The sequence below is a fragment of the Thalassospira lucentensis genome (genome assembly GCF_001613805.1).
Taxonomy (GTDB): Bacteria; Pseudomonadota; Alphaproteobacteria; order Rhodospirillales; family Thalassospiraceae; genus Thalassospira; species Thalassospira lucentensis_A.
In genome coordinates this window covers 114232-135499 of sequence record NZ_LPVY01000008.1, presented here as the reverse complement: position 1 = coordinate 135499, position 21268 = coordinate 114232, and the positions used below count along the sequence as shown (strand labels likewise).

Here is a 21268-nt window from a genome sequence, read left to right as displayed (position 1 = left end):
ACTTCCTCCCACCGGGTCGGAGCATCTTTTGACGCACCCCGATCCCGTTTCACCAGCCCTATTGTGCGGGCCGGAACGCCTGCCCGATACAGGCAGGTGCATTCAGTCTGATCTTTGCGCGATCACTGGAAATGATCACCAGCACAATCACGGTCGCAAGGTATGGCAGCATCGACATGAATTGCGACGGCACATGCACGCCTGCACTTTGCGCATGAAGCTGCAATACCGAAATAAGCCCGAACATATAGGCACCCGCCAATAGACGGCCCGGACGCCAGGTTGCAAACACGACAAGCGCCAACGCGATCCAACCGCGCCCGGCTGTCATGTTTTCGGCCCACATCGGCGTATAGGACAGCGAAAGATACGCGCCCGCAAGGCCTGCCATAGCCCCGCCAAACATGGTAGCCATATAGCGGATTTTAATCACCGAATAGCCGATGGCATGCGCGGAATGATGGGAATCACCAACCGCCTTGAGGATCAGCCCCCCACGCGTACGCGACAGGAAGAATCCAACCGCAATCACCATCACAATCGAAAGATAAACCAGAAAATCCTGACCAAACAGAATTTCGCCAACCAGCGGAATATCGGTCAAAACCGGGATATTCAGCCCTGGGAGCGGTTCGATCGCAAAGCCGACAAAGCCGGAACCAACAAGGGCTGAAAAACCCACCCCGAAAATGGTCAGCGCCAGACCCGTTGCGACCTGATTGGCCATCAGGGTCAGGGTCAGAAAGGCGAAGATCAGCGACATCAGCATCCCGGCAATGATCGCCGCCAGAATGCCCAGAATGGCAGAGCCGCTTGATGCGGTGACCGCAAACCCGGAAATCGCACCGACCAGCATCATGCCTTCGACACCAAGGTTAAGCACCCCGGATTTTTCGGTAATCAGTTCGCCGGTCGATGCCAGCAGAAGCGGGGTCGATGCCGTAATCACGGTCAGGATCAGTGGAATGAGCCAATCCATTATGCGGCCTCCCCTTTGGCTGCCGGGGTTCCGAAACGAACCCGATACTTGGTCAAAACATCACAGGCCAGCAGGAAGAACAGCAAAATCCCCTGAAACAGGCCGGTCACCGCATTTGGTAGCCCCAACGTAATCTGGGCCAATTCCCCACCCAGATAGGTCAGCGCCATAATCAGCCCGCCAAACAGGATACCCAACGGATGCAACCGTCCAAGGAAGGCAACGATAATTGCCGTAAAGCCGTAACCGGGCGATATGGCAGGCTGCAACTGGCCAATCGGCCCGGCAACCTCGAATAAACCGGCAAGACCGGAAAGTGCGCCGCCCAGCAACAGGGTAAACCAGACCATGCGTTTCTGACGGAACCCGACATGGCGGGCGGCCTGTGGGGCCTTGCCCACCACGCGCAGCTGGAACCCGATTACGGATTTTGACAGTAAAATCCAACCGGCAATCACCACCAGCACTGCAAAGGCGGTTCCAAGGTGAACGCGCGTGCCGTCATAAATCACCGGTAGCAGGCCAGCATCCGGGAATGGACGGGATTCAGGGAAATTGAAACCTTCGGGGTTTCGCCACGGACCGTGCACAAGGAAGCTCAGGAACAGCGTTGCGACATAGGTCAGCATCAGGCTGGTCAGAATTTCGTTGGCATTAAATCGGGTGCGCAGAAGTGCTGGTATGCCGCCCCAGAACGCCCCGCCAATTGCCCCAAGCACAAACATTGCGGGCAACAGGAACATGCTTTCACTGTCATAAAAATAAAGCGCAAGACCACCGCCGAATATGGCGCCCATGGTCAATTGCCCCTCGGCACCGATGTTCCAGACATTGGCGCGGAACCCCATCGACAACCCGATGGCAATGATCACAAGCGGGGTTGCCTTCACAAACAGTTCGGAAATGCCATAGCTGTTGTTGATCGGCAGGATGAAAAATGTGTAAAGCGCATCAAACGGGTTCTTGCCCATAAAGGAAAAGATGATCCCGCCGACTATCAGCGTCATGAGAATTGCCAGAACCGGCGACAGATAAACCATCGCCTGACTATGCTGGCGACGGGGTTCAAGCCTGACCAACGCGATCTCCTTCGATAAGCTCTTTCGTCTTCAGGGTTACGTCGCCATCCAGATCGTGAAGTCCCCCCATCAACAAACCGATTTCCTCGACACTGACATCGGCCATTGGCCGCGGGGCGGACATCTTGCCTTCGGACATCACCACCACCTGATCACAGATGGCGAAAATTTCGTCCAGATCCTGCGAAATCACCAGAACCGCCGTGCCTTTTGCTGCCAGATCAAGCAATGCCTGATGAATGGCACTTGCCGCACCGGCATCAACACCCCAGGTCGGCTGTGAAATCACCAGCACGCCCGGATCCTGAAGGATTTCACGCCCGACGATGAATTTCTGAAGGTTCCCGCCCGAAAGGCTTCCGGCCTCGGCGGAGGCACCGGTGGTACGCACATCAAACGTCTTGATGATCTTATCGGCAAATGTACGGGTCGGCACTTCGCGGATCAAACCACGCGCGGACAGTGCCATGCGCCGGAACGCAGTCAAAAACCCGTTTTCCGAAAGGCTCATATCGGGAACCGCACCATGCCCGTTACGCTCTTCGGGTACAAAAGCCGCGCCAAGCCGACGGCGGCGGCGCGGGCCAAAATGCGCAACCGGATTGCCATCGATCTTGATGCAGTCGGGTGTGCCGATGATTTCGGTTTCACCGGCCAGTGCCTGAAACAGTTCGTTCTGGCCATTTCCGGCGACACCGGCAACGCCCATGATTTCCCCACCCCGCACCTTCAGGCCAATCCCCTTAAGGTCGGTGCCAAACTGTTCGTCACTGATCAGTGACAGATCGGAAATATCAAGACGCACATCACCGAATTTGCGGGTACCGCTACGATCGGGTGCTGTCAGTTTCTGACCAATCATCATTTCGGCCATGGATTTCGCTGTTTCCTCGCGCGGGTCACACCCGCCGACGACCTTGCCTCCGCGCAATACGGTTGCCTTCTGACACAGCGCTTTGACCTCGTGCAGTTTGTGGCTGATATAAAGGATTGCGCAACCTTCGTCGGCAAGACGGCGCAATGTTTCAAACAGCTTTTCGACTTCCTGCGGTGTCAAAACCGATGTCGGCTCGTCCAGGATAAGCAGCTTGGGATTTTGCAGAAGGCAGCGAACGATTTCGATCCTCTGCCGTTCGCCAACCGAAAGCGTGTAAACATGACGATCAGGATCAAGCGGCAGACCATAGGTCTTTTCGACCTCGATCACCTGCTGACGCAGGGCAGCCATATCGCGCACGTCATTCATCGCCAGCGCAATGTTTTCCAGAACCGTCATGGTTTCGAACAGCGAGAAATGCTGGAACACCAGACCAACACCCATTTCGCGCGCGTCATGCGGGCTATGGATCGTGACCGGCTTGCCCTCCCACAGCAATTCGCCCTGATCAGCCTGCAGCACACCATAGATGATTTTTACAAGCGTACTTTTACCCGCACCATTTTCCCCCAGAAGAGCATGGATTTCACCAGGTTCGATACGGAAACTGATATCGTCATTTGCCAGACAGCCCGGAAAGGCCTTGGTCACACCGCGCACTTCAAGCTGCGCTGGTTTTGACCCGCCTGTCATCGCCAAGCCTGTATCTGATCCGGTATTCCCGGTCGTCGACGTCACTGCTGCCACCCCTAAATTGCGATCCGATCACGCGCACCGAAGGTATTACCCGTTCACGGTTTGCTAATCAAACGGTCTCAATACGCGATTTTGTCTTCTTTGGCATCCCAGGCCGCAAAGACATCACGCGCTTCCCCTAAATCCAGATGTTCGCACGGCAGGCTCCGATCCGGGATCGGTTTTGCCACTTCATCATACAGGAATTGATCGTCAAAGCCGATTGCCGCTGCATCATCGCGGGAATTGGCATAATAGATCCGGTCAAGACGCGCCCAATAGATCGCCGAAAGGCACATCGGGCATGGCTCGCAACTGGTGTAAATCTCGCAACCGGCAAGATTGAAGGTACCAAGCTTTTCACAGGCCGCACGGATGGCGCTGACCTCGGCATGGGCGGTCGGATCGTTGCTGGATGTTACCTTGTTCCAGCCTTCGGATATGACTTCACCGTCCTTGACAATGATTGCCCCGAACGGGCCGCCACAGCCTTCTTCCATTTTTGTCCGCGACAAATTCACGGCATGGAGCATGTGTTTATGCTTGGCGTCACACACAGCCAAATCTCCCTATATGAACTCCTGATCCGGTAAACGGATCCTCCTGATCAGGCCGCTATTGGCGCGGCCCTTTATCATTTATATGCCTTGCAATGAAGGCCTTATCATCCGGCAAGGCCGTCTTGTGCGACCCTGTTCACCGGATATTGCGCCAGGCGTGCTTCACGCACGGACAGCAATTGCACCGCAACCGATGCCGCGATGACTGACGGCTGTTTGCCGGTAATGCCCTGAATTCCAATCGGGCATGTCAAACGACCGATTTCCGTGTCACCCAACCCGCGACCCTTTAATCGCCGAACAAAGCGCGCGCGTTTGGTTTGGCTTCCGATCATGCCGACAAAACCAAGATCATTCCGCATCAAGGCCGCCCGACAGATATCAAAGTCCTGCGCGTGGCTGTGCGTCAGGATCAGCGCGAAGGCATCGGGCGGCATGTCGGCCACCTCGTCCTCGGGCCTTTCGCTTTGATGCAGATGAAGTTTCGATGTTTCCGGCAGGGTCAGGTATTCATCACGCGAATCGATCAGGTGAATATCGAACGGCAAGGGTGCCAGTGCCTGAACAATCGCCTGTCCGACATGCCCGGCACCAAACAGCCAAAGCGGCGTTGCTCCGTCATCAAGGCGCAGGCACAGCTTCTGCTGCCCGGCCAGATCACACAACCCGCCACGGCCCCCGGCAAACAAACGATCCAATGCGTCGGCATCCTGAGTGCTGGCCGTTTCAATATTCCGGCTTTCGCCCATCGGCAACATCACCCACGCACCATGATCAAGCCCGGTAGAGTTTTGCGTGGTTCGGATCGCTGTTGCCAGCTGATGCTTTTGCATCGGGTCCAGCCGGTGAAATGCAATATCGACAGCGCCCCCGCAACATTGCCCAAGCCCCGGCCCCAAGGGGAACGCGACCAGTTCTGCGATGATATCGCCCTGCGAGGCGAGAGCTTGACGGGCACGCAATGTGACCTGATGTTCCAGATTGCCCCCGCCAATCGTTCCGGCAATGGAATTTTCGCTGACCAGCATAAACGCCCCTGCCTCTCGCGGGGTGGACCCGCGAATGGCCGCCACACTGATTATCATCACCGGATCAGGGGACTGCAACACAGCAATATGGGCGTCATGGGACAGGCGCATGATGCTATTCCCCCGCCGCCGGAACCGCATCATGACTTTGGGCGATCATGCCCTTTGCCACATTTGCGACCGCACTCAGGACGGCTTCGGGGGTTGCCGGCGCATCGAGCATCGGGATCACCTTGTAATTCCCGACCGATGCAATCGCATCAGCAATTGCGCGATGCACTGAAATCGCCAGCATCAGGGGCGGCTCACCAACCGCCTTGGATCTGTGAATGGTTTTTTCAATATTTCTTCCGGATGACCACAACTCAAGCCGGAAATCATCCGGACGATCCGAACATGCGGGAATTTTATAGGTGGACGGCGCATGCGTGCGCAAACGACCTGCATCATCCCACCACAATTCCTCGGATGTCAGCCATCCCATGCCTTGAATAAAACCGCCTTCGATCTGACCGCGGTCAATCGCCGGGTTCAGCGACCGGCCGACATCGTGGCTGATGTCAACGCGTGTGACCTTATATTCGCCCGTCAGGGTGTCGATCATCACCTCGGAACAAGCCACGCCATAGGCGAAGTAATAGAATGGCCGACCCGACGCGGTTTCACGGTCGTAATGGATTTTCGGCGTCGCGTAATAGCCCGTCGCCGAAAGCGAAACACGCGCCAGATAAGCCTGTTTGACCAGATCGGCAAATTCCAGTTCGGTCACATCACCAACAATCACCCGGCCCGGAACAAACCGGACGGCAGCCTCGGCAACACCGTATTTCTCAGCCGCAAAAGCAATCAGGCGCGATTTGATGATAATCGCGGCATCGCGCGCGGCCATGCCGTTCATATCCGCGCCGCTTGAGGCTGCAGTTGCCGATGTGTTGGGAACCTTGCCAGTGTTGGTTGCCGTGATCTTGATCCGGTCGAGATCGATCTGGAATTCCTCGGCCACAACCTGGGCAACCTTGATAAACAGGCCCTGCCCCATTTCCGTCCCGCCATGGTTCAGGTGCACCGATCCGTCCTGATAAATATGGATCAGCGCACCGGCCTGATTAAGGAAGGTCGTGGTAAAGGAAATGCCAAACTTGACCGGCGTGATTGAAATGCCGCGCTTGATCACCGGGCTTTGCGCATTGAACGCGTCGATTTCCTCGCGGCGCTTGCGATAGTCGCAAGATGCCAGAATATCGTTCGTCAGTTCCGCAAGGACATTATCCTCGACCGTCATGTGATACGGCGTCGTGTTACGGTCCGTCGTGCCGTAATAATTGGCGATCCGCACATCAAGCGGATCACGGCCAACCGTCATGGCGATTTCATCAATAATCCGTTCAATCGCCACCATGCCCTGCGGCCCGCCAAATCCGCGAAACGCGGTATTGGACACCAGATTGGTTTTGCAGCGATAGGACCGGATTTCGACATCGCCAAGGAAATAGGCATTGTCGGTGTGGAACATGGCCCGATCACAAATCGCTGCCGACAGATCGGCCGAGAAACCGCAATTGGCAGCATATTGAATATCCAACCCGCAAATCCGGCCATCATCATCAAAACCGACATCATATTCGACGATAAAGTCATGGCGTTTGCCGGTCATGACCATGTCATCATCGCGGTCCAGACGCATTTTCGCCGGGCGACCGGTTTTAACCGCAACAATCGCCGCCAGTGCCGCCCATTGTGATGCCTGCGTTTCCTTGCCACCGAAACCACCGCCCATACGACGCACTTCAACCGTGACCGCATTGGCCGGACGACCAAGGACATTGGCGATATTGTGCTGAACCTCGGACGGATGCTGGGTCGAACAATGCAAAAGCACGTCACCATCTTCCTGCGGAATGGCAAAGGTGATCTGGCCCTCAAGATAGAAATGGTCCTGCCCGCCGATTTCCATCACCCCGGATCGGCGATGTTTGGCGCGCGCCAGTGCCGATTTGGCATCGCCCTGCGCCATGACATGGGGTGGTGCAACGAATTGCTGTTTTTCAAGTGCTTCCTTGACGCTCAGGATCGCGGGCAGTTCTTCATATTCGATCTCGGCCAGCCTGACAGCATTGCGTGCCTGTTCGCGGGTTTCAGCGGCAACACAGAAAACCGGCTGACCGTAAAACTGAACAATCCCGTCGGGCAGAACCGGATCATCATGGGTATGGGCGGGCGACACGTCATTGACACCCGGCACATCATCAGCGGTCAGAACACAAACCACACCGGGAGCGGATCGCACCTTTGACAGATCCATCTTCGTGATCCTGCCATGTGCGATAGTCGCCGCACCGGGGACCAGATGAAGAGTGCCGAACGGTTCAAGAATATCGTCAACATAAACCGCTTCGCCCGCGACATGCTTCGGACCGCTGTCATGCTTGCTGGCAGACCGAACCCCACCCGAAAGCCCCGGTGTCGGCGCTAGAAGCTCACCCGGGTCTTTGGTATCGATGACTTTGGATGCGTTGTCAGACATGGGCAGCCTCCCTGCCAACCAGACGGGTGGCAATTTCAGGTGCCGTTGTTTCGATAAACAGTTTGGTCAAAAGATTTTGCGCGACCAGCATGCGGTATTCCTTGGATGCCCGCATATCCGAAATCGGTGCAAAATCCCTGGTCAAAGCCTGTTGCGCCGCGTTCAGGTTGGCTTCGTTCCAATCCTTGCCAATCAGGGCTGCCTCGCACTTTTTGGCCCGCATCGGTGTTCCCGCCATGCCACCAAATGCCGCACGGAATTCGATCACCTTGCCGCCATCAACCCGAATGGCAAAGGCCGCAAGAACCGCCGTAATATCCTGATCAAACCGTTTGGAAATCTTGTAGGCCTTGAACTGCACCCCGGCCGCAGGCTTCGGAACGATGATGCTTTCAACGAATTCGCCCTTGGCCCGGTCCTGCTTGTCATAGGTGATAAAGAAATCTTCAAGTGCGACTTCGCGACGGATATCGCCCATGCGCAAAACAATCCGCGCTCCCAGCGCAATCAGGGCAGGCGGTGTATCGCCAATTGGCGATCCATTGGCGATATTGCCACCAACCGTCCCCGCATTGCGGATTTGCCGCGACCCGATCCGGCGGACCAGTTCCCCGACATCACCAGCAATCATGCCAAGTGCCTTATGGGCCTCGCTATAAGTCACACCCGCACCGATGGTCAGAACACCGTCCTTTTCGCGGACCGATTTAAGATCGGCGACATCCCCGATATAAATGATCGGATCAAGCCGTTTGAGCATCTTGGTCACCCAAAGCCCGACATCCGTTCCACCCGCCAGCACTGTTGCATCGGGATGGGCCATCAAAAGTGCGGCCAGTTCATCGCTGCTGCGGGGGGCGAAATAACGCCCCACCGGCATTTCGAGTGCCAGCATGCCTGCACCCTCGATCATAGCGGTCAATCGGGTCGCGATATCGGAACGGCGTTTTTGTTCGACCGGATCGGTTGCGCTTATGCCACCAGCCTTGCGAGCGGCCTCGATGATCGGCCCGTAACCGGTGCAACGGCAAAGGTTCCCGGCAAGGGCGTCATTGATGGCCCCCCGGTCATCCTCGCCCCCATCCAGCCAAAGCTGATAGAGGCTCATGACAAAACCCGGCGTACAGAAACCGCATTGCGAACCGTGGGTTTCTACCATGGCCTGCTGCACCGGATGAAGGCTGCCATCATCGGATTTAAGATGTTCCACAGTCAGAAGCTGCTTGCCATCAAGGGTCGGCATAAACTGGATACAGGCATTGACCGTCCGGTAACGCATGCTGCCCATTCCATCCGGTTCGCCCAGAATAACCGTGCAGGCACCACAATCGCCCTCGGCACAGCCTTCTTTCGTTCCGGTCTTACGCTCGTTTAAGCGTAGCCAATTCAAAACCGTCATTTGCGGATCGATATCACGCAGGCTGCGTTCTTCGTTCCCGAACAGGAACCGGATATCATCGCGCGTATTAAGGGCCGGTTTGGTCATGATGGCCTCAGCTGCCGCGATAGGTGGAATAGCCAAACGGCGAAAGCAGCAGCGGCACATGATAATGCGCCTGCGCATCTGAAATACCGAACCGGATTACAACCTGATCAAGGAATTTAGGTTCCGGCAGATCAAGACCGATGGCATCGAAATACGCACCGGCATGAAAGACAAGCTGATACTCACCCGGCTTGAACGAAGCACCACCAAGCATTGGCGCATCGGTTCGCCCGTCGGCATTGGTTACGGCTTCGGCGACCAGATCATCATGGCCGTCACCAAAACGGTGCAGCTCGATCCGGATGCCGCCCGCCGGGCAACCTTTTGCCGTATCTAGAACATGGGTAGTCAGTCGTCCCATGCCGGGCCTCCTCTTTTCTCTCTCATGCGGTGGTCGGTCGCTTCTTCCCTGATCGGCTTTTCTGGTTGATCGTTTTATGCCGAACGAATTTATAGCGTTTCAAAAAGGTCGCATTAGGACACGGATCGTGGAAAGAGGTGATAAAGTGAAACTATATCAATAATTCTTTGAAAAACGATTGCCACAGCTTCGTGCAGAATACGATCAAAGCCGGATAAAAAGCTTCTAAAAGCCAATAAAAAACCGGCCAAAGCGATTTCCCGTCCAGGAACATTATCAAAGTCATATTGATAGTGCGGCATAATCATCCATCAATCAGCGCGCAGGAGTTCTTCCTTGCTGCGCTGCGACCTATGGTTAATGCTACACCAAACAGCCCGCATGACAAAGCCGGGCGTTGCGATATCAGGAGAGGCCAAAGATGACCGAACAAAATTATGCACGAGACCTGATTGGCTATGGCCCCAATCCGCCAAAGGCCAACTGGCCGGGCAAGGCCCGTGTTGCGGTCCAATTCGTGCTGAATTACGAGGAAGGTGGTGAAAACTGCGTTCTGCACGGGGATCGCGCGTCCGAGGCATTTCTGTCGGAAATCATCGGTGCCGACATGCGCGAAGGCGTTCGCCATATGAGCATGGAGTCGATTTACGAATATGGTTCGCGCGTTGGTGTCTGGCGCATCCTGAACCTGTTCCGCGAACGGCAAATTCCGATCACCATCTTTGCCGTTGCCATGGCGCTGGCCCGTCACCCGAAGGTTGGCGAAGTCGCGATGCGCGATGGTCATGAAATCTGCTCGCACGGCTATCGCTGGATCGATTACCAATATTTCCCCGAAGAACTTGAACGCGAACATCTTCACAAGGCCATCGACATCATCAGGGATGTGACCGGGGAGCGCCCGCTTGGCTGGTATACCGGGCGTACAAGCCCGAACACCCGACGGCTTGTCGCCGAAGAAGGCGGCTTCCTATATGACGCCGATGATTACAGCGACGAACTGCCTTTCTGGTCTACACAGACAGACACACCGCATCTGATCGTGCCCTATACACTTGATGTCAACGACATGCGCTTTGCCACCATGCAGGGCTTCAATTCCGGCGAACAATATTTTCAATATCTGAAAGACAGTTTTGACACGCTTTACGAAGAAGGTGCCGAAACGCCGCGGATGCTATCGGTTGGTTTGCATTGCCGTCTTGTCGGCCGGCCGGGACGGTTTGCAGCCCTGAAACGCTTTGTCGATTATGTGCGCGGTCATGATGATGTCTGGTTTGCACGTCGCGTCGATATTGCGCGTCACTGGCGTGAACATCATCCGTTTACCGAAAACAAATAAGCATCAAGAAAAACAAGAACTGAAATGGCCGCTATGACCAAACCTGAAAAATCATTGTTCGAAACCCGACCGCCCAGCACCTTGGCGCAAAGCGCCTTTGTCTCGCTGTATGGCGGGGTTTACGAACATTCCCCCTGGATCGCAAAGCAGCTTTATGATCGCGGCATCACGTCTGCCCTTGATACCCCCGATGCACTCGCCGATGCCATGGCAGCCGTGGTAAATGGCGCGGTTGATGGTGACAAACTGACACTGCTTCGCGCCCACCCTGATCTTGCAGGCAAGCTTGCCTTGGCGGAACTGACGGATTCCTCGCAGAATGAACAAACCGGTGCCGGGCTTGATCAATGCACGCCAGACGAACTTGCCCGTTTTACGCAATTGAATGACGACTATAAGAAGAAGTTCGGTTTCCCGTTCATTTTTGCTGTCAAAGGGTTCCATCGGACCGACATCCTGAACGCATTCGAACGCCGCGTTAAAAACGATGTTGAAACCGAATTTAACGAGGCCATCAATCAGGTACATCGTATCGCCAAGCTGCGCCTCGAAGCCCTTTGATCGCCAATGACTGGCCCGAACAAAATAACCAATAATCAGGATTTAAAAGCCATGAGCCATCACACAAACCTTGATGCCCCGGAATTTACCCGGCGTTTTGTCAATCTGGCCGATGAACGTCTGGGCGCAGAGGCAATCTTTGCGACTGATGATTTCTTTGCCGACAAGCAGCGCATGCTGCAAACCGCGGATGCGATTTTCTATCCGGACAAATACGATGACAATGGCAAGTGGATGGACGGCTGGGAAAGCCGCCGTAAACGTGTGGAAGGTCATGATTACTGTGTGGTGCGGCTGGCAACATCGGGACGGATTTATGGTGTCGATATTGATACCAGCCACTTCACTGGCAACTTCCCGCCCGCCGCATCGCTTGAGGCATGCTATTGCCCGGATGGCGATCCCGCAGATGATGCGACCTGGACCGAAATCGTCGCCCCGATCGGGCTACGTGCCGGTGTCGGAGCAGAAGCCCACCATTATGCCGAAGTCACGGCAGAGGGCGTTTTCACCCATGTGCGCCTGCATATCTTTCCCGATGGTGGTATTGCCCGCCTGCGCGTTTATGGGCGCCCGGATCGAGACTGGTCAAAAATGGCAAGCAGTGCCGATCAGGTTGATCTGGCAGCCATGATTAATGGTGGTGTGGTCCTGACATGGTCGGATGCCCATTATGGCAACCCGAATGCCATTCTGGCACCGGGCCGGGGCATCAATATGGGTGATGGTTGGGAAACCCGGCGCCGCCGCGAACCCGGTAACGAGTGGCTGGTTGTTGAACTCGGCCATCCCGGCGAGATTGAAAAAATCATCGTCGATACCTGCCATTTCAAGGGCAACTATCCCGACCGGGTTTCCATTCAGGCCGCTTATGTCGATGGTGAAAAGGACAAGTCGCTGCGCGCACGGTCCATGTTCTGGCAAACCATTCTGCCCGAACAGAAAATGCAGGCCGACCATATCCACGAATTTGATGCATCAGTGATCGCAAAGCTTGGACCGGTATCGCATTTGCGCGTCAATTCCATTCCCGATGGCGGGATCAGCCGCCTGCGCATTCTTGGTAAACCGGCAAAGCGATAAGAACGATGAAACTGAAAGTCGAACCGCTGACACCAGCATCGTTTGCCCCGTTTGGTGAGGTGATATCAACCGCCACAGCGCGGGATGAATACAAGATCAATCTGGGCACGACAACGCGATTTCACGATATATCACGCGTTGATGTCGGGGATGAAGGCGGCGCACCAATCATCAGCATTTTTCGCGGCACACCGCGCCCGATGCCGATTGAAATCAAAATGATGGAACGCCATCCGCTCGGCTCCCAGGCGTTCGTGCCTCTAAGCGGTCAGAAGTTCCTGATTGTTGTGGCAGAGGGCTCGGAAGCCCCTACCTCCGAAAAGCTGCGCGCCTTTATCTCGGACGGAACACAAGGTGTGACTTATGCCAAGAATATCTGGCACCACCCGCTTCTGGTGCTTGAACCTGAAAGTGACTTCTTGATCGTGGATCGCAGCGGCCCGGGCAACAACCTGAACGAGATTGATCTGCCGATGGTCGATGGCACGGTTATCACACTTGATTGGCCCCGGCCCTAATATCGGACCACGAAGACATCGCACCCTGATCGATTTCGATCAGGGTCGATTTGCCAATCCCAGATTTGCAAGATACCGGTGCAGTTCGCTGGCATCACCGACGACATCCTCGGCGCCTGCCTGCATCAACATTTTGGCATCTTCCGGATTTCTATGGCCGCCACCAAGAAAGCCGACGGCTCGCATCCCGGCCGCCGCAGCGGCAATAATGCCGGCTGGACTGTCTTCGATCACGAGGCAGCTTTCGGGATTTGCACCGCATTCGCGCGCCGCATGCAGGAAGATATCCGGGGCAGGTTTGCCATTGTCCACTTCCTCGACCGAGAAAATCCGCGCCCCAAAGAAATCAAGTAGCCCCGTAATCCCAAGACACATATCAAGCCGCGCCAAATCGCTGCCTGATGCGACACAAACCGGCACGCTCAACGATTTCAACAAGGTGTCGATACCGCTGATTGCCCGAAGATCGGTTTCAAAAAGATGTGCGAGCAAATCTTCACATTCTTTCTGATAATGCGCCGCTTCGATTGCAGTCGCGTGTTCATCGTTCAGACGGGCGATCATCCCGGCATAGGACACACCGCCAAACCGGCGTGCCAGATCATCCGAAGACAATGCAATGCCGTGACCTGCAAGTATCTGAACATCGACGGCAAAAGACAGAACTTCGCTATCGATCAGCACACCGTCACAATCAAAGATGACGAGATTGATCACTGCGTTGCCGAGCCGCCACCCAGATCAAGGGCGAGCAATCGTTTCTGAATTTCCTGGGACAGCACAGCACTTGGCTGCGCGCCAAGGGCGCGCTGATAGGCCGCACGTGCCATCTCGGCCTTGCCCATTGCAAGGGCGTTGTCGGCAAAATGTGCAAGATGTTCGGCCGTCGGCATTGCCTTGTTAACCGCAATGAATATCTCTTCGGCTTCCTGATATTTGCCCTGCTTGTAAAGCACCAGCCCATAGGTATCGAGTGCACCGGGATCATCAGGGGCAACCTGCAAGGCACGCTTGATCAGGCGTTCTGCTTCACCCAGATTTTCCCCACGAACCGCATAGTGAAACGCCAGCCAGTTTGCAGCACCGGCATTCCCCGCATTCGATGCCTGGGTTGCTTCTGCCAGCATGGTGTTACGATAGGTTTCCATCACCGCCTTGATGGCATCGCTATCAAGACCATCAACCCACGTCAGACCGACACGAACCGCCTTGCATCCCTTCCCACCCTTTTCCTGACAAAGGGCGACGGACTCTTCAACCGCGCCCAGCACGGTGGCACTCGGTCCGGCGGCATATTCAATCCCGGCCTCGTCACGCGACAACGCCTTGAAATCAATCATCGCACGATAACGCTCATCGACCGGTTTTTCTGCCGGGCTGGCAAACATGTCCTGAGGTTCCCATTTCGGGGAGGTATCGCCACAGGCCGCCAAAGTCAGAAGCGCTAAACCCACAATGAGATGATGTGTCCGGATCAACAAAGCAGTCATTCCCTGATGCTGTTTCATATGATGACAAAGCATAACCCGCCCCGATTAGGCAGGCGTTAACGATATTGCCCCCAACGTGCCCCACCGATCAGAAGGTCGGAGTAACGTGGCGAAACGATCTCGAAATTTCCGTTGGCAAGATCACGCAGCATTTCCTCGTGGTCGATTTCACTCTGATCATGGAAGAAACTGGCTGCAACCTGCCAAGCAGCATCGTCTGGCCCGTAACGATAGACATCAACATAGTCGCGTGTCGTGAAAAAGGCCGCCTCTTCCATGCCATCCCCGTCAAGGTCAACCATCAACAATGCGCACTGGTTCGGGGTACCTGTACCTGAACCCGCCTGGCGACAGAAACGACGATCATATTCAAGCGGGCCTTCCAGCAGGGTCTTAACGGCTTCCTGAGGTATCTGGTGTTGCGACGGGTAGACCGGAATATTGTCAATTCCGGCCTTCATTCGATCACCATCAGGATCGAAATAGCTGCGTAGTTCGGCAAGTGGCGGCACCACGTCGGGATTTGCGCTCCCAAGTTCGGCAAGTGCCTCCTCGCCTGGCATTCCAAGATTTCGGGCAATGAAAGCAAGATCAGCCGTGTCCCAGTCTGTCATAGATGACAGACGGCTTTGCTGATTGCGCGCCGAAATGCTGACCGGATCAAGGAAGGGCAGGTGCATGATAAAGGCCGTCAAGGCCCCGCAAATCGCGATATGGCCAAACGCCCTGCGCAGGGAGACCGGGGTTGACTGACGACGGCCAAATGCCGCCACCGAAAGCCAGATCGTTGCCATCAAGACAAATACCGCCGCCCAGATCGCATAAACCCGCGAAGGGGTCAGGCCATATTCACGCACCCGGATATAAATCGTCGCCATCGCAATCAGGGCGAATATCGGCGCCATCCATAATGTAAAGCGAAAGACGCGATCACCAATCCGGCCAAACAGAGTTGTGCCTTCACCTGCCTGAACCGCACCAAAAAGCAAATAGCTAAGCCCTGCTGCTGCGGCCATCACGGTCCACCAGACACCAAAATCCTGATCCAGCAGAACTTCCCAGCCGCCAAGTGCGGCTGCAACCAGAAACAGAAAAAGTCCGGATGCCTGGATCGGATATAGAATGCGGAACATTCCGCCAATCACCTGGCGAACCGGGATCAGAAGCCCCGATTTTTCCCGGGCAATCAGAATACCGGTGGCAAAAGCCGCCCCCGAAAGCGGCAAGGCAACATATGCCTCGCTAATCAGTTCCCAGATCTGGTCGATGCCAACCAGAATCAACAGTGAACATAGCGCATAGAAAACCGGCCAGAAAACGCCAACCCCGACCAAACCGAAAGCCAGTGCCAGCTTGATCGACCAGATTTCCGGCACAAGTGCCGCCCGATCCGGATAGTTTGGCAAAACAGTCGTCTGCAACGGCCCCCAGATGCGCCAGATGCCAACAGCAACCCCGACCCAAAGCGCCTGACAGGCCAGCAGACCGAAAATGACGGTTTCGTCCGTATGCTCGAACCCAACCAGATACTGAAATGCCAATACCTGCAGGGCTGCAAGCAATGGCAGGACGAGCGTCACGGCAAGATCATCACGCAGCCGACGCACCCCGATGGCAAACCAGCTGCAATAAGCCAGTCCGGCAATAAACGTCATCAGGCTCGCCAGAAGATAATTATCCTCCCAGCGATAATCGATCAGATACCAGAATGCTAAGCCATATGCCGCGCCGCTCAGGGGGAACAGCCAATGCGCCTTTTTCATGGGTTTGCCTTTGCTCGCGCCCGATTATCCGGGTCAGGTTGTCTTTATGGATGGTATTAAAACAGAAAAAGCCGCCGGGATCATCCGATCTCCTGCGGCTTTAACTTTTTGTCTTAAAAAGACTTTTTTTATGGTGCGAGCCGATCAGGCGCGGCGTTCTGCGATCATCTTTTTGATTTCGGTGATCGCCAATGCCGGGTTCAGGCCTTTCGGGCAGGTATTGGTGCAGTTCATGATCGTGTGGCAACGATACAGACGGAACGGATCTTCGAGCGCGTCGAGACGTTCCCCGGTATATTCGTCACGCGAGTCAGCCAGCCAGCGATAAGCCTGCAGCAGAACAGCCGGGCCGAGGTAACGGTCGGAGTTCCACCAATAGGACGGGCACGCGGTCGAACAGGAGAAGCACAGGATGCATTCCCACAGACCATCAAGCTTCGCGCGTTCTTCACGCGACTGAAGGCGTTCGCCATCGGGCGGAGTCGGGCTATCGGCCTTGAGCCACGGCTCGATCGAGGCAAGCTGTGCGTAAGGCTGGGACAGATCGGGCACCAGATCCTTGACCACCGGCATATGCGGCAGCGGATAGATTTTGACTTCGCCCTTGATGTCCTCGATCGGTTTCAGACACGCAAGCGTGTTGCGACCGTCGATATTCATCGCGCACGAACCGCAAATGCCTTCGCGGCAGGAACGGCGGAAAGTCAGGGTCGCGTCGATCTCGTTCTTGATCTTGATCAGCGCGTCAAGAACCATCGGACCGCACTTGTCGAGGTCAATATCGTAAGTATCGGTACGCGGGTTATCGCCGCTGTCAGGATCGTAACGATAGATCTTGAAGCTGCGGGTATTTTTCGCGTCAGCCGGTGCAGAGAACGACTTGCCCTCTTTGACGACCGAATTGGCGGGAAGATTGAATTCTACCATCTCTCAAATCCTCTCTTGCCGCGCCTTAATAGACGCGCTCTTTCGGCTCGATATACGACACTTCATCGGTAAGGGTGAAGGTATTGACCGGACGATAGGTCAGATCAACGCCATACCCTTTGTCCCAACCGACGGTGGCGATCGTGTGCTTCATCCAGACTTCGTCATCACGCTTCGGATAATCCTCGTGGGCATGTGCCCCGCGTGATTCGTGACGGGCCTCGGCGGAATTCATGGTTGCTGCAGCGCAAACCATAAGGTTTTCGAGTTCCATCGTTTCGACGAGATCGGAGTTCCAGATCAGCGAACGGTCCGACACGGCAACATCGGGAAGCGTTGCTGCGGTCGCGGAAAGCTTTTCGACACCTTCCTTGAGAATCTCGGACGTACGGAACACACCACAGTTGCCCTGCATGACGCGCTGCATTTCCAGACGAATCTCGGCAGTCGGGCGGGAACCCTTTGCCCAGCGCAGACGGTCGAAACGTGCAATCGCCTCGTCGCCATCGGTGGTTTTGAGTTCCTTGTAGGATGCCTTGGCATCGACGACTTCGGCTGCATGCAGACCGCAGGCACGACCAAACACAACGAGATCAAGCAGCGAGTTGGTGCCCAGACGGTTCGCACCATGCACCGACACGCAGGCCGCTTCGCCAGCCGCCATCAGACCCGGAACGATTGCGTTCGGGTTATCCGGGGTCGGACGCAGGACTTCGCCCTTATAGTTGGTTGGAATACCGCCCATGTTGTAATGGACCGTCGGCAGGACCGGAATCGGTTCCTTGGTCGCATCAACACCGGCAAAGATTTTTGCGGTTTCGGTAATACCCGGCAGACGTTCCCACAGCACTTCCGAACCAAGATGTTCAAGGTGCAGATGGATATATTCGCCGTGTTCGCCAACACCGCGACCATCACGGATTTCCTGCGCCATACCGCGCGAAACGACGTCACGTGATGCAAGGTCCTTAACGGTCGGGGCATAACGTTCCATGAAACGTTCGCCTTCGGAGTTGGTCAGATAACCACCTTCGCCACGTGCGCCTTCGGTGATCAGGCAGCCCGAACCGTAAATGCCGGTCGGGTGGAACTGAACGAATTCCATGTCCTGAAGACCAAGGCCCGCACGTGCAACCATGCCATGACCATCACCGGTGCAGGTATGTGCCGAGGTGCAGCTAAAGAAGGCGCGACCGTAACCACCAGATGCCAGAATGACCATCTTGGCGTTAAAGCGATGCAGTTCGCCGGTATCAAGATCCCAGGCAACCAGACCTTTGCACGAACCGTCTTCACCCATGATCAGATCGAGCGCAATATATTCGACAAAGAATTCGGCTTTGTGTTTCAGGCACTGCTGATACAGCGTATGCAGCATGGCGTGACCTGTACGGTCAGCCGCAGCACAGGCACGTTCGACCGGTGCCTTTCCGTGGTCACGGGTGTGACCGCCGAACGGACGCTGATAGATTTTGCCATCTTCGGTCCGCGAGAACGGCATGCCGTAATGTTCAAGTTCATGAACCGCCGGAACGGCGTTACGGCACATATATTCAATCGCGTCCTGGTCACCAAGCCAGTCGGACCCCTTGACGGTGTCATACATATGCCACTGCCAGTGATCCTCGGACATGTTGCCAAGCGACGCACCAATGCCGCCCTGCGCCGCAACGGTGTGCGAACGGGTCGGGAAGACCTTGGTGATACATGCGGTTTTCAATCCGGCTTCGACCGTACCAAGCGTCGCACGAAGACCGGCGCCGCCTGCGCCCATAACGACGACGTCGTAGTTATGGTCGATGATTTTATATGATTCGCTCATTGGTTCAGGCTCCGGCAAAAACGATACGCAAGACCGACACGATGGCGGCAACCGACAGGAAGGCGGCCACAGCCTTGATCAGGAACAGCGATACGATTTCTGCTTTACGGTTGTGCACATAATCTTCGATCACGACCTGCAGGCCGTGCGTGAAGTGCACCGAAACACTGATGATCATCAGGATCATCATGGTCGAATGGAAATACGAGCTCAGCCATTCACGGACTGCATCATAGTCGGCCGTATTGCCAGACAGGATCGATATGATGAACCAGATGCCGAGCGGAAGGTTTGCGACAGCGGTAACGCGCTGGGTCCACCAGTGCGACGAGCCACTTTTAGCAGAACCGAGGCCGCGTACACGACCCAGATCGGATTGCATTTTCATGACAGGTTTGTCCCCTCTTGCCCGGCCTTAGGCCAGACCGATAATCCAGGTAAGAATGGTCAGCACGACTGCCGCGCCAAGGACGATCGGGTTGCCTTTTGCGGCACCCTCATTCGTCAGGCCGCGACCGGTATCCCAGACAAGGTGCCGGACACCGTTGCAAGCGTGGTAATAAAAAGCCGCCGTCCAACCGAACAGCAGCAGCAGACCAAACCACGAGGTGAAAAATGCGTGATAGCCGTTAAAGGCGTCACGACCAGCGCCGGCACCAATCAGCCAGGACGCCAGAAATACGAAACCAATGGCAAGACCGACACCCATCGCACGGAACGAAATGGACATCTTTGCTGCCATCGGAAGCCGGTACACCTGCAAGTGCGGAGACAGCGGCCGATTGGCTTTGCTCATAGCGGATTTGCCTCTTCTCAAAGTAGCTGGCGGGAAAGCAGGGTTTATTTACCCATGCAACGGGATTGAGTCAATCTAGACACCTTTGAAATCCAAAGAAATCCGCGATCAAATTCCGTTTTCGCCTCGGTTAAACTACGTAGGTTGACCTCTCATATGCCGTTTGCGACCCGCGGGAAGGGCTAAGGGTTTCCCCTTTACGCAGAAAACAGCGTAACGTGCTTTTAGCAATCGCACAATTAGACGTTATTACGCAAGACTGCAGCTGCCAGATTATCTGGGAATTAAAACCGTATAATCAAAGTCCAGAAGAACGCCGGAGTCATATTTTCCTTCGGCGTCACGTAATGGAAAGTCAGATGCCTGACCATCCCGCACCGCAACAAGACGCAAACGGAGGGCCCCCAAGTCACGCCGTCCCGGAATTTCAAACTTGTCGAGCACCTCGGTCCAGGCAAACACCGTATCCCCGGCAAAGGCCGGATTGGCATGCGCACCCGCATTAATCGCGGCAATTCGGAAACCGTTGCCAAGCCCATTAAATGACAATGCCCGTGCCAGTGAAATGATGTGCCCGCCATAAATCAGCCGCTTGCCAAACCGCCCGGCACCTGCTGCGACCTGATCAAAGTGGACCTTAGCCGTGTTCTGGTAAAGCCGGGTGGCGATCTGGTGCTCGGCTTCCTCAATGGTCATGCCATCAATGTGATCGATTTTCTCGCCAATCGCATAGTCATCCCAGCAATGGGGCGATCCGGCCAATTCAAAATCATAGGCCGACAGATCGAGGCTTTTGGGGATTTGCAATGCCTCGGACGCAACAACACCCGGCAATTCAGGAAGTACAGTTTCAGGTGTCGGTGCGCTTTCATCACGTTTGTGCACCATGACCCAGCGATTGTAATCCAGCACCATCTCGCCACGCTGATTACGACCGACGGAGTTGACGTAAACCACCCCGGTCTTGCCGTTCGAGTTTTCCTTGAGCCCGATCACGGTCGATACCGTGCCGACCGTATCCCCCGGATAGACCGGCGCGCCAAATACCCCGCCCGCATAACCAAGATTGGCAACCGCATTTAACGACACATCCGGCACGGTTTTGCCAAAAACCATGTGAAATGCCAGAAGATCATCCACCGGCGCGCCATCGAACCCGATCCGGCGGGCAAATTCATCCGATGACTGCACCGCAAAACGGGAACCATAAAGCCCGGTATAAAGGGCGACATCGCCGCTCGTAATCGTGCGCGGTGTCGCGTGGCGGATTTCCTGACCAATACGGAAACCCTCAAAGTAATTTCCGGGATTTGTTTTCGATGTCATGGTGCCTCCCT

20 protein-coding genes are annotated in these 21268 nt (G+C 55.4%); 4 read left to right on the top strand and 16 right to left on the bottom strand.

Features of this window, described 5'->3' with window-relative positions; all coding sequences use genetic code 11:
* Positions 1 to 58: 58 nt before the first annotated feature.
* The 8 genes from AUP42_RS09180 to uraH form a co-directional block, all read right to left on the bottom strand.
* The gene (locus tag AUP42_RS09180; protein ID WP_062951158.1) at positions 59 to 979 is read right to left on the bottom strand and encodes an ABC transporter permease; all 921 of its coding nucleotides are present in this window, start codon (positions 977 to 979) and stop codon (positions 59 to 61) included.
* Positions 979 to 2058 carry an ABC transporter permease gene (locus AUP42_RS09175; RefSeq protein WP_114109455.1) on the bottom strand — a complete coding sequence of 360 codons (1080 nt, stop codon included), beginning with the start codon at positions 2056 to 2058 and terminating at the stop codon, positions 979 to 981. Before AUP42_RS09175 ends, AUP42_RS09180 begins: the two co-directional genes overlap by 1 nt.
* Positions 2045 to 3628 (bottom strand): ABC transporter ATP-binding protein, encoded by a 1584-nt coding sequence (locus AUP42_RS09170; protein ID WP_062951156.1) that lies wholly within the window; start codon positions 3626 to 3628, stop codon positions 2045 to 2047. Before AUP42_RS09170 ends, AUP42_RS09175 begins: the two co-directional genes overlap by 14 nt.
* A 122-nt stretch (positions 3629 to 3750) precedes the next feature.
* Positions 3751 to 4203: a nucleoside deaminase gene (locus AUP42_RS09165; RefSeq protein ID WP_062951155.1), complete on the bottom strand. Its 453-nt coding sequence runs from the start codon at positions 4201 to 4203 to the stop codon at positions 3751 to 3753.
* A gap of 131 nt (positions 4204 to 4334) precedes the next feature.
* Complete coding sequence (gene xdhC / locus AUP42_RS09160) at positions 4335 to 5369, bottom strand: xanthine dehydrogenase accessory protein XdhC (protein WP_062951153.1); 1035 nt, start codon at positions 5367 to 5369, stop codon at positions 4335 to 4337.
* A 4-nt stretch (positions 5370 to 5373) separates the two neighbouring features.
* A complete protein-coding gene (gene xdhB, locus AUP42_RS09155) occupies positions 5374 to 7782 on the bottom strand; it encodes a xanthine dehydrogenase molybdopterin binding subunit (RefSeq protein ID WP_062951152.1) in 2409 nt (802 codons plus the stop codon).
* A complete protein-coding gene (gene xdhA / locus AUP42_RS09150) occupies positions 7775 to 9268 on the bottom strand; it encodes a xanthine dehydrogenase small subunit (RefSeq protein ID WP_062951151.1) in 1494 nt (497 codons plus the stop codon). Before xdhA ends, xdhB begins: the two co-directional genes overlap by 8 nt.
* Positions 9269 to 9275: 7 nt before the next feature.
* The gene (gene uraH / locus AUP42_RS09145) at positions 9276 to 9629 is read right to left on the bottom strand and encodes a hydroxyisourate hydrolase (protein WP_062951150.1); all 354 of its coding nucleotides are present in this window, start codon (positions 9627 to 9629) and stop codon (positions 9276 to 9278) included.
* Positions 9630 to 10050: 421 nt separating this feature from the next.
* Between uraH and puuE the strand changes: the two genes are divergently transcribed.
* The 4 genes from puuE to AUP42_RS09125 are packed head-to-tail and all read left to right on the top strand — an operon-like array spanning position 10051 to position 13133.
* A complete protein-coding gene (gene puuE, locus AUP42_RS09140) occupies positions 10051 to 10971 on the top strand; it encodes an allantoinase PuuE (protein ID WP_062951149.1) in 921 nt (306 codons plus the stop codon).
* 33 nt (positions 10972 to 11004) lie between these two features.
* Entirely contained in the window at positions 11005 to 11532 is a 528-nt protein-coding gene (gene uraD, locus AUP42_RS09135; RefSeq protein WP_062951370.1) for a 2-oxo-4-hydroxy-4-carboxy-5-ureidoimidazoline decarboxylase, read from the top strand.
* Positions 11533 to 11583: 51 nt separating this feature from the next.
* Positions 11584 to 12615, top strand: a complete 1032-nt coding sequence (alc, locus tag AUP42_RS09130) for an allantoicase (RefSeq protein WP_062951148.1) — start codon at positions 11584 to 11586, stop codon at positions 12613 to 12615.
* Between the two features lie 5 nt (positions 12616 to 12620).
* Entirely contained in the window at positions 12621 to 13133 is a 513-nt protein-coding gene (locus AUP42_RS09125; protein ID WP_062951147.1) for an ureidoglycolate lyase, read from the top strand.
* Positions 13134 to 13172: 39 nt separating this feature from the next.
* Here AUP42_RS09125 and AUP42_RS09120 read toward each other — a convergent pair whose 3' ends face one another.
* From AUP42_RS09120 to AUP42_RS09085, 8 genes are all read right to left on the bottom strand, one after another.
* Positions 13173 to 13850 carry an HAD family hydrolase gene (locus AUP42_RS09120; RefSeq protein ID WP_062951146.1) on the bottom strand — a complete coding sequence of 226 codons (678 nt, stop codon included), beginning with the start codon at positions 13848 to 13850 and terminating at the stop codon, positions 13173 to 13175.
* The gene (locus AUP42_RS09115; RefSeq protein WP_231858211.1) at positions 13847 to 14623 is read right to left on the bottom strand and encodes a tetratricopeptide repeat protein; all 777 of its coding nucleotides are present in this window, start codon (positions 14621 to 14623) and stop codon (positions 13847 to 13849) included. Before AUP42_RS09115 ends, AUP42_RS09120 begins: the two co-directional genes overlap by 4 nt.
* 56 nt (positions 14624 to 14679) lie before the next feature.
* Positions 14680 to 16386 (bottom strand): DUF4153 domain-containing protein, encoded by a 1707-nt coding sequence (locus tag AUP42_RS09110; RefSeq protein WP_062951145.1) that lies wholly within the window; start codon positions 16384 to 16386, stop codon positions 14680 to 14682.
* A gap of 144 nt (positions 16387 to 16530) precedes the next feature.
* The gene (locus tag AUP42_RS09105) at positions 16531 to 17313 is read right to left on the bottom strand and encodes a succinate dehydrogenase iron-sulfur subunit (protein ID WP_007088832.1); all 783 of its coding nucleotides are present in this window, start codon (positions 17311 to 17313) and stop codon (positions 16531 to 16533) included.
* A gap of 25 nt (positions 17314 to 17338) precedes the next feature.
* Complete coding sequence (gene sdhA, locus AUP42_RS09100) at positions 17339 to 19135, bottom strand: succinate dehydrogenase flavoprotein subunit (protein WP_062951142.1); 1797 nt, start codon at positions 19133 to 19135, stop codon at positions 17339 to 17341.
* 4 nt (positions 19136 to 19139) lie between these two features.
* Positions 19140 to 19523, bottom strand: coding sequence for a succinate dehydrogenase, hydrophobic membrane anchor protein (gene sdhD / locus AUP42_RS09095; RefSeq protein WP_062951140.1), 384 nt, complete (start codon positions 19521 to 19523; stop codon positions 19140 to 19142).
* A gap of 27 nt (positions 19524 to 19550) precedes the next feature.
* Entirely contained in the window at positions 19551 to 19931 is a 381-nt protein-coding gene (gene sdhC, locus AUP42_RS09090) for a succinate dehydrogenase, cytochrome b556 subunit (RefSeq protein WP_062951138.1), read from the bottom strand.
* A 273-nt stretch (positions 19932 to 20204) separates the two neighbouring features.
* Positions 20205 to 21257 carry a MaoC family dehydratase gene (locus tag AUP42_RS09085; RefSeq protein WP_062951136.1) on the bottom strand — a complete coding sequence of 351 codons (1053 nt, stop codon included), beginning with the start codon at positions 21255 to 21257 and terminating at the stop codon, positions 20205 to 20207.
* Positions 21258 to 21268: the final 11 nt, after the last annotated feature.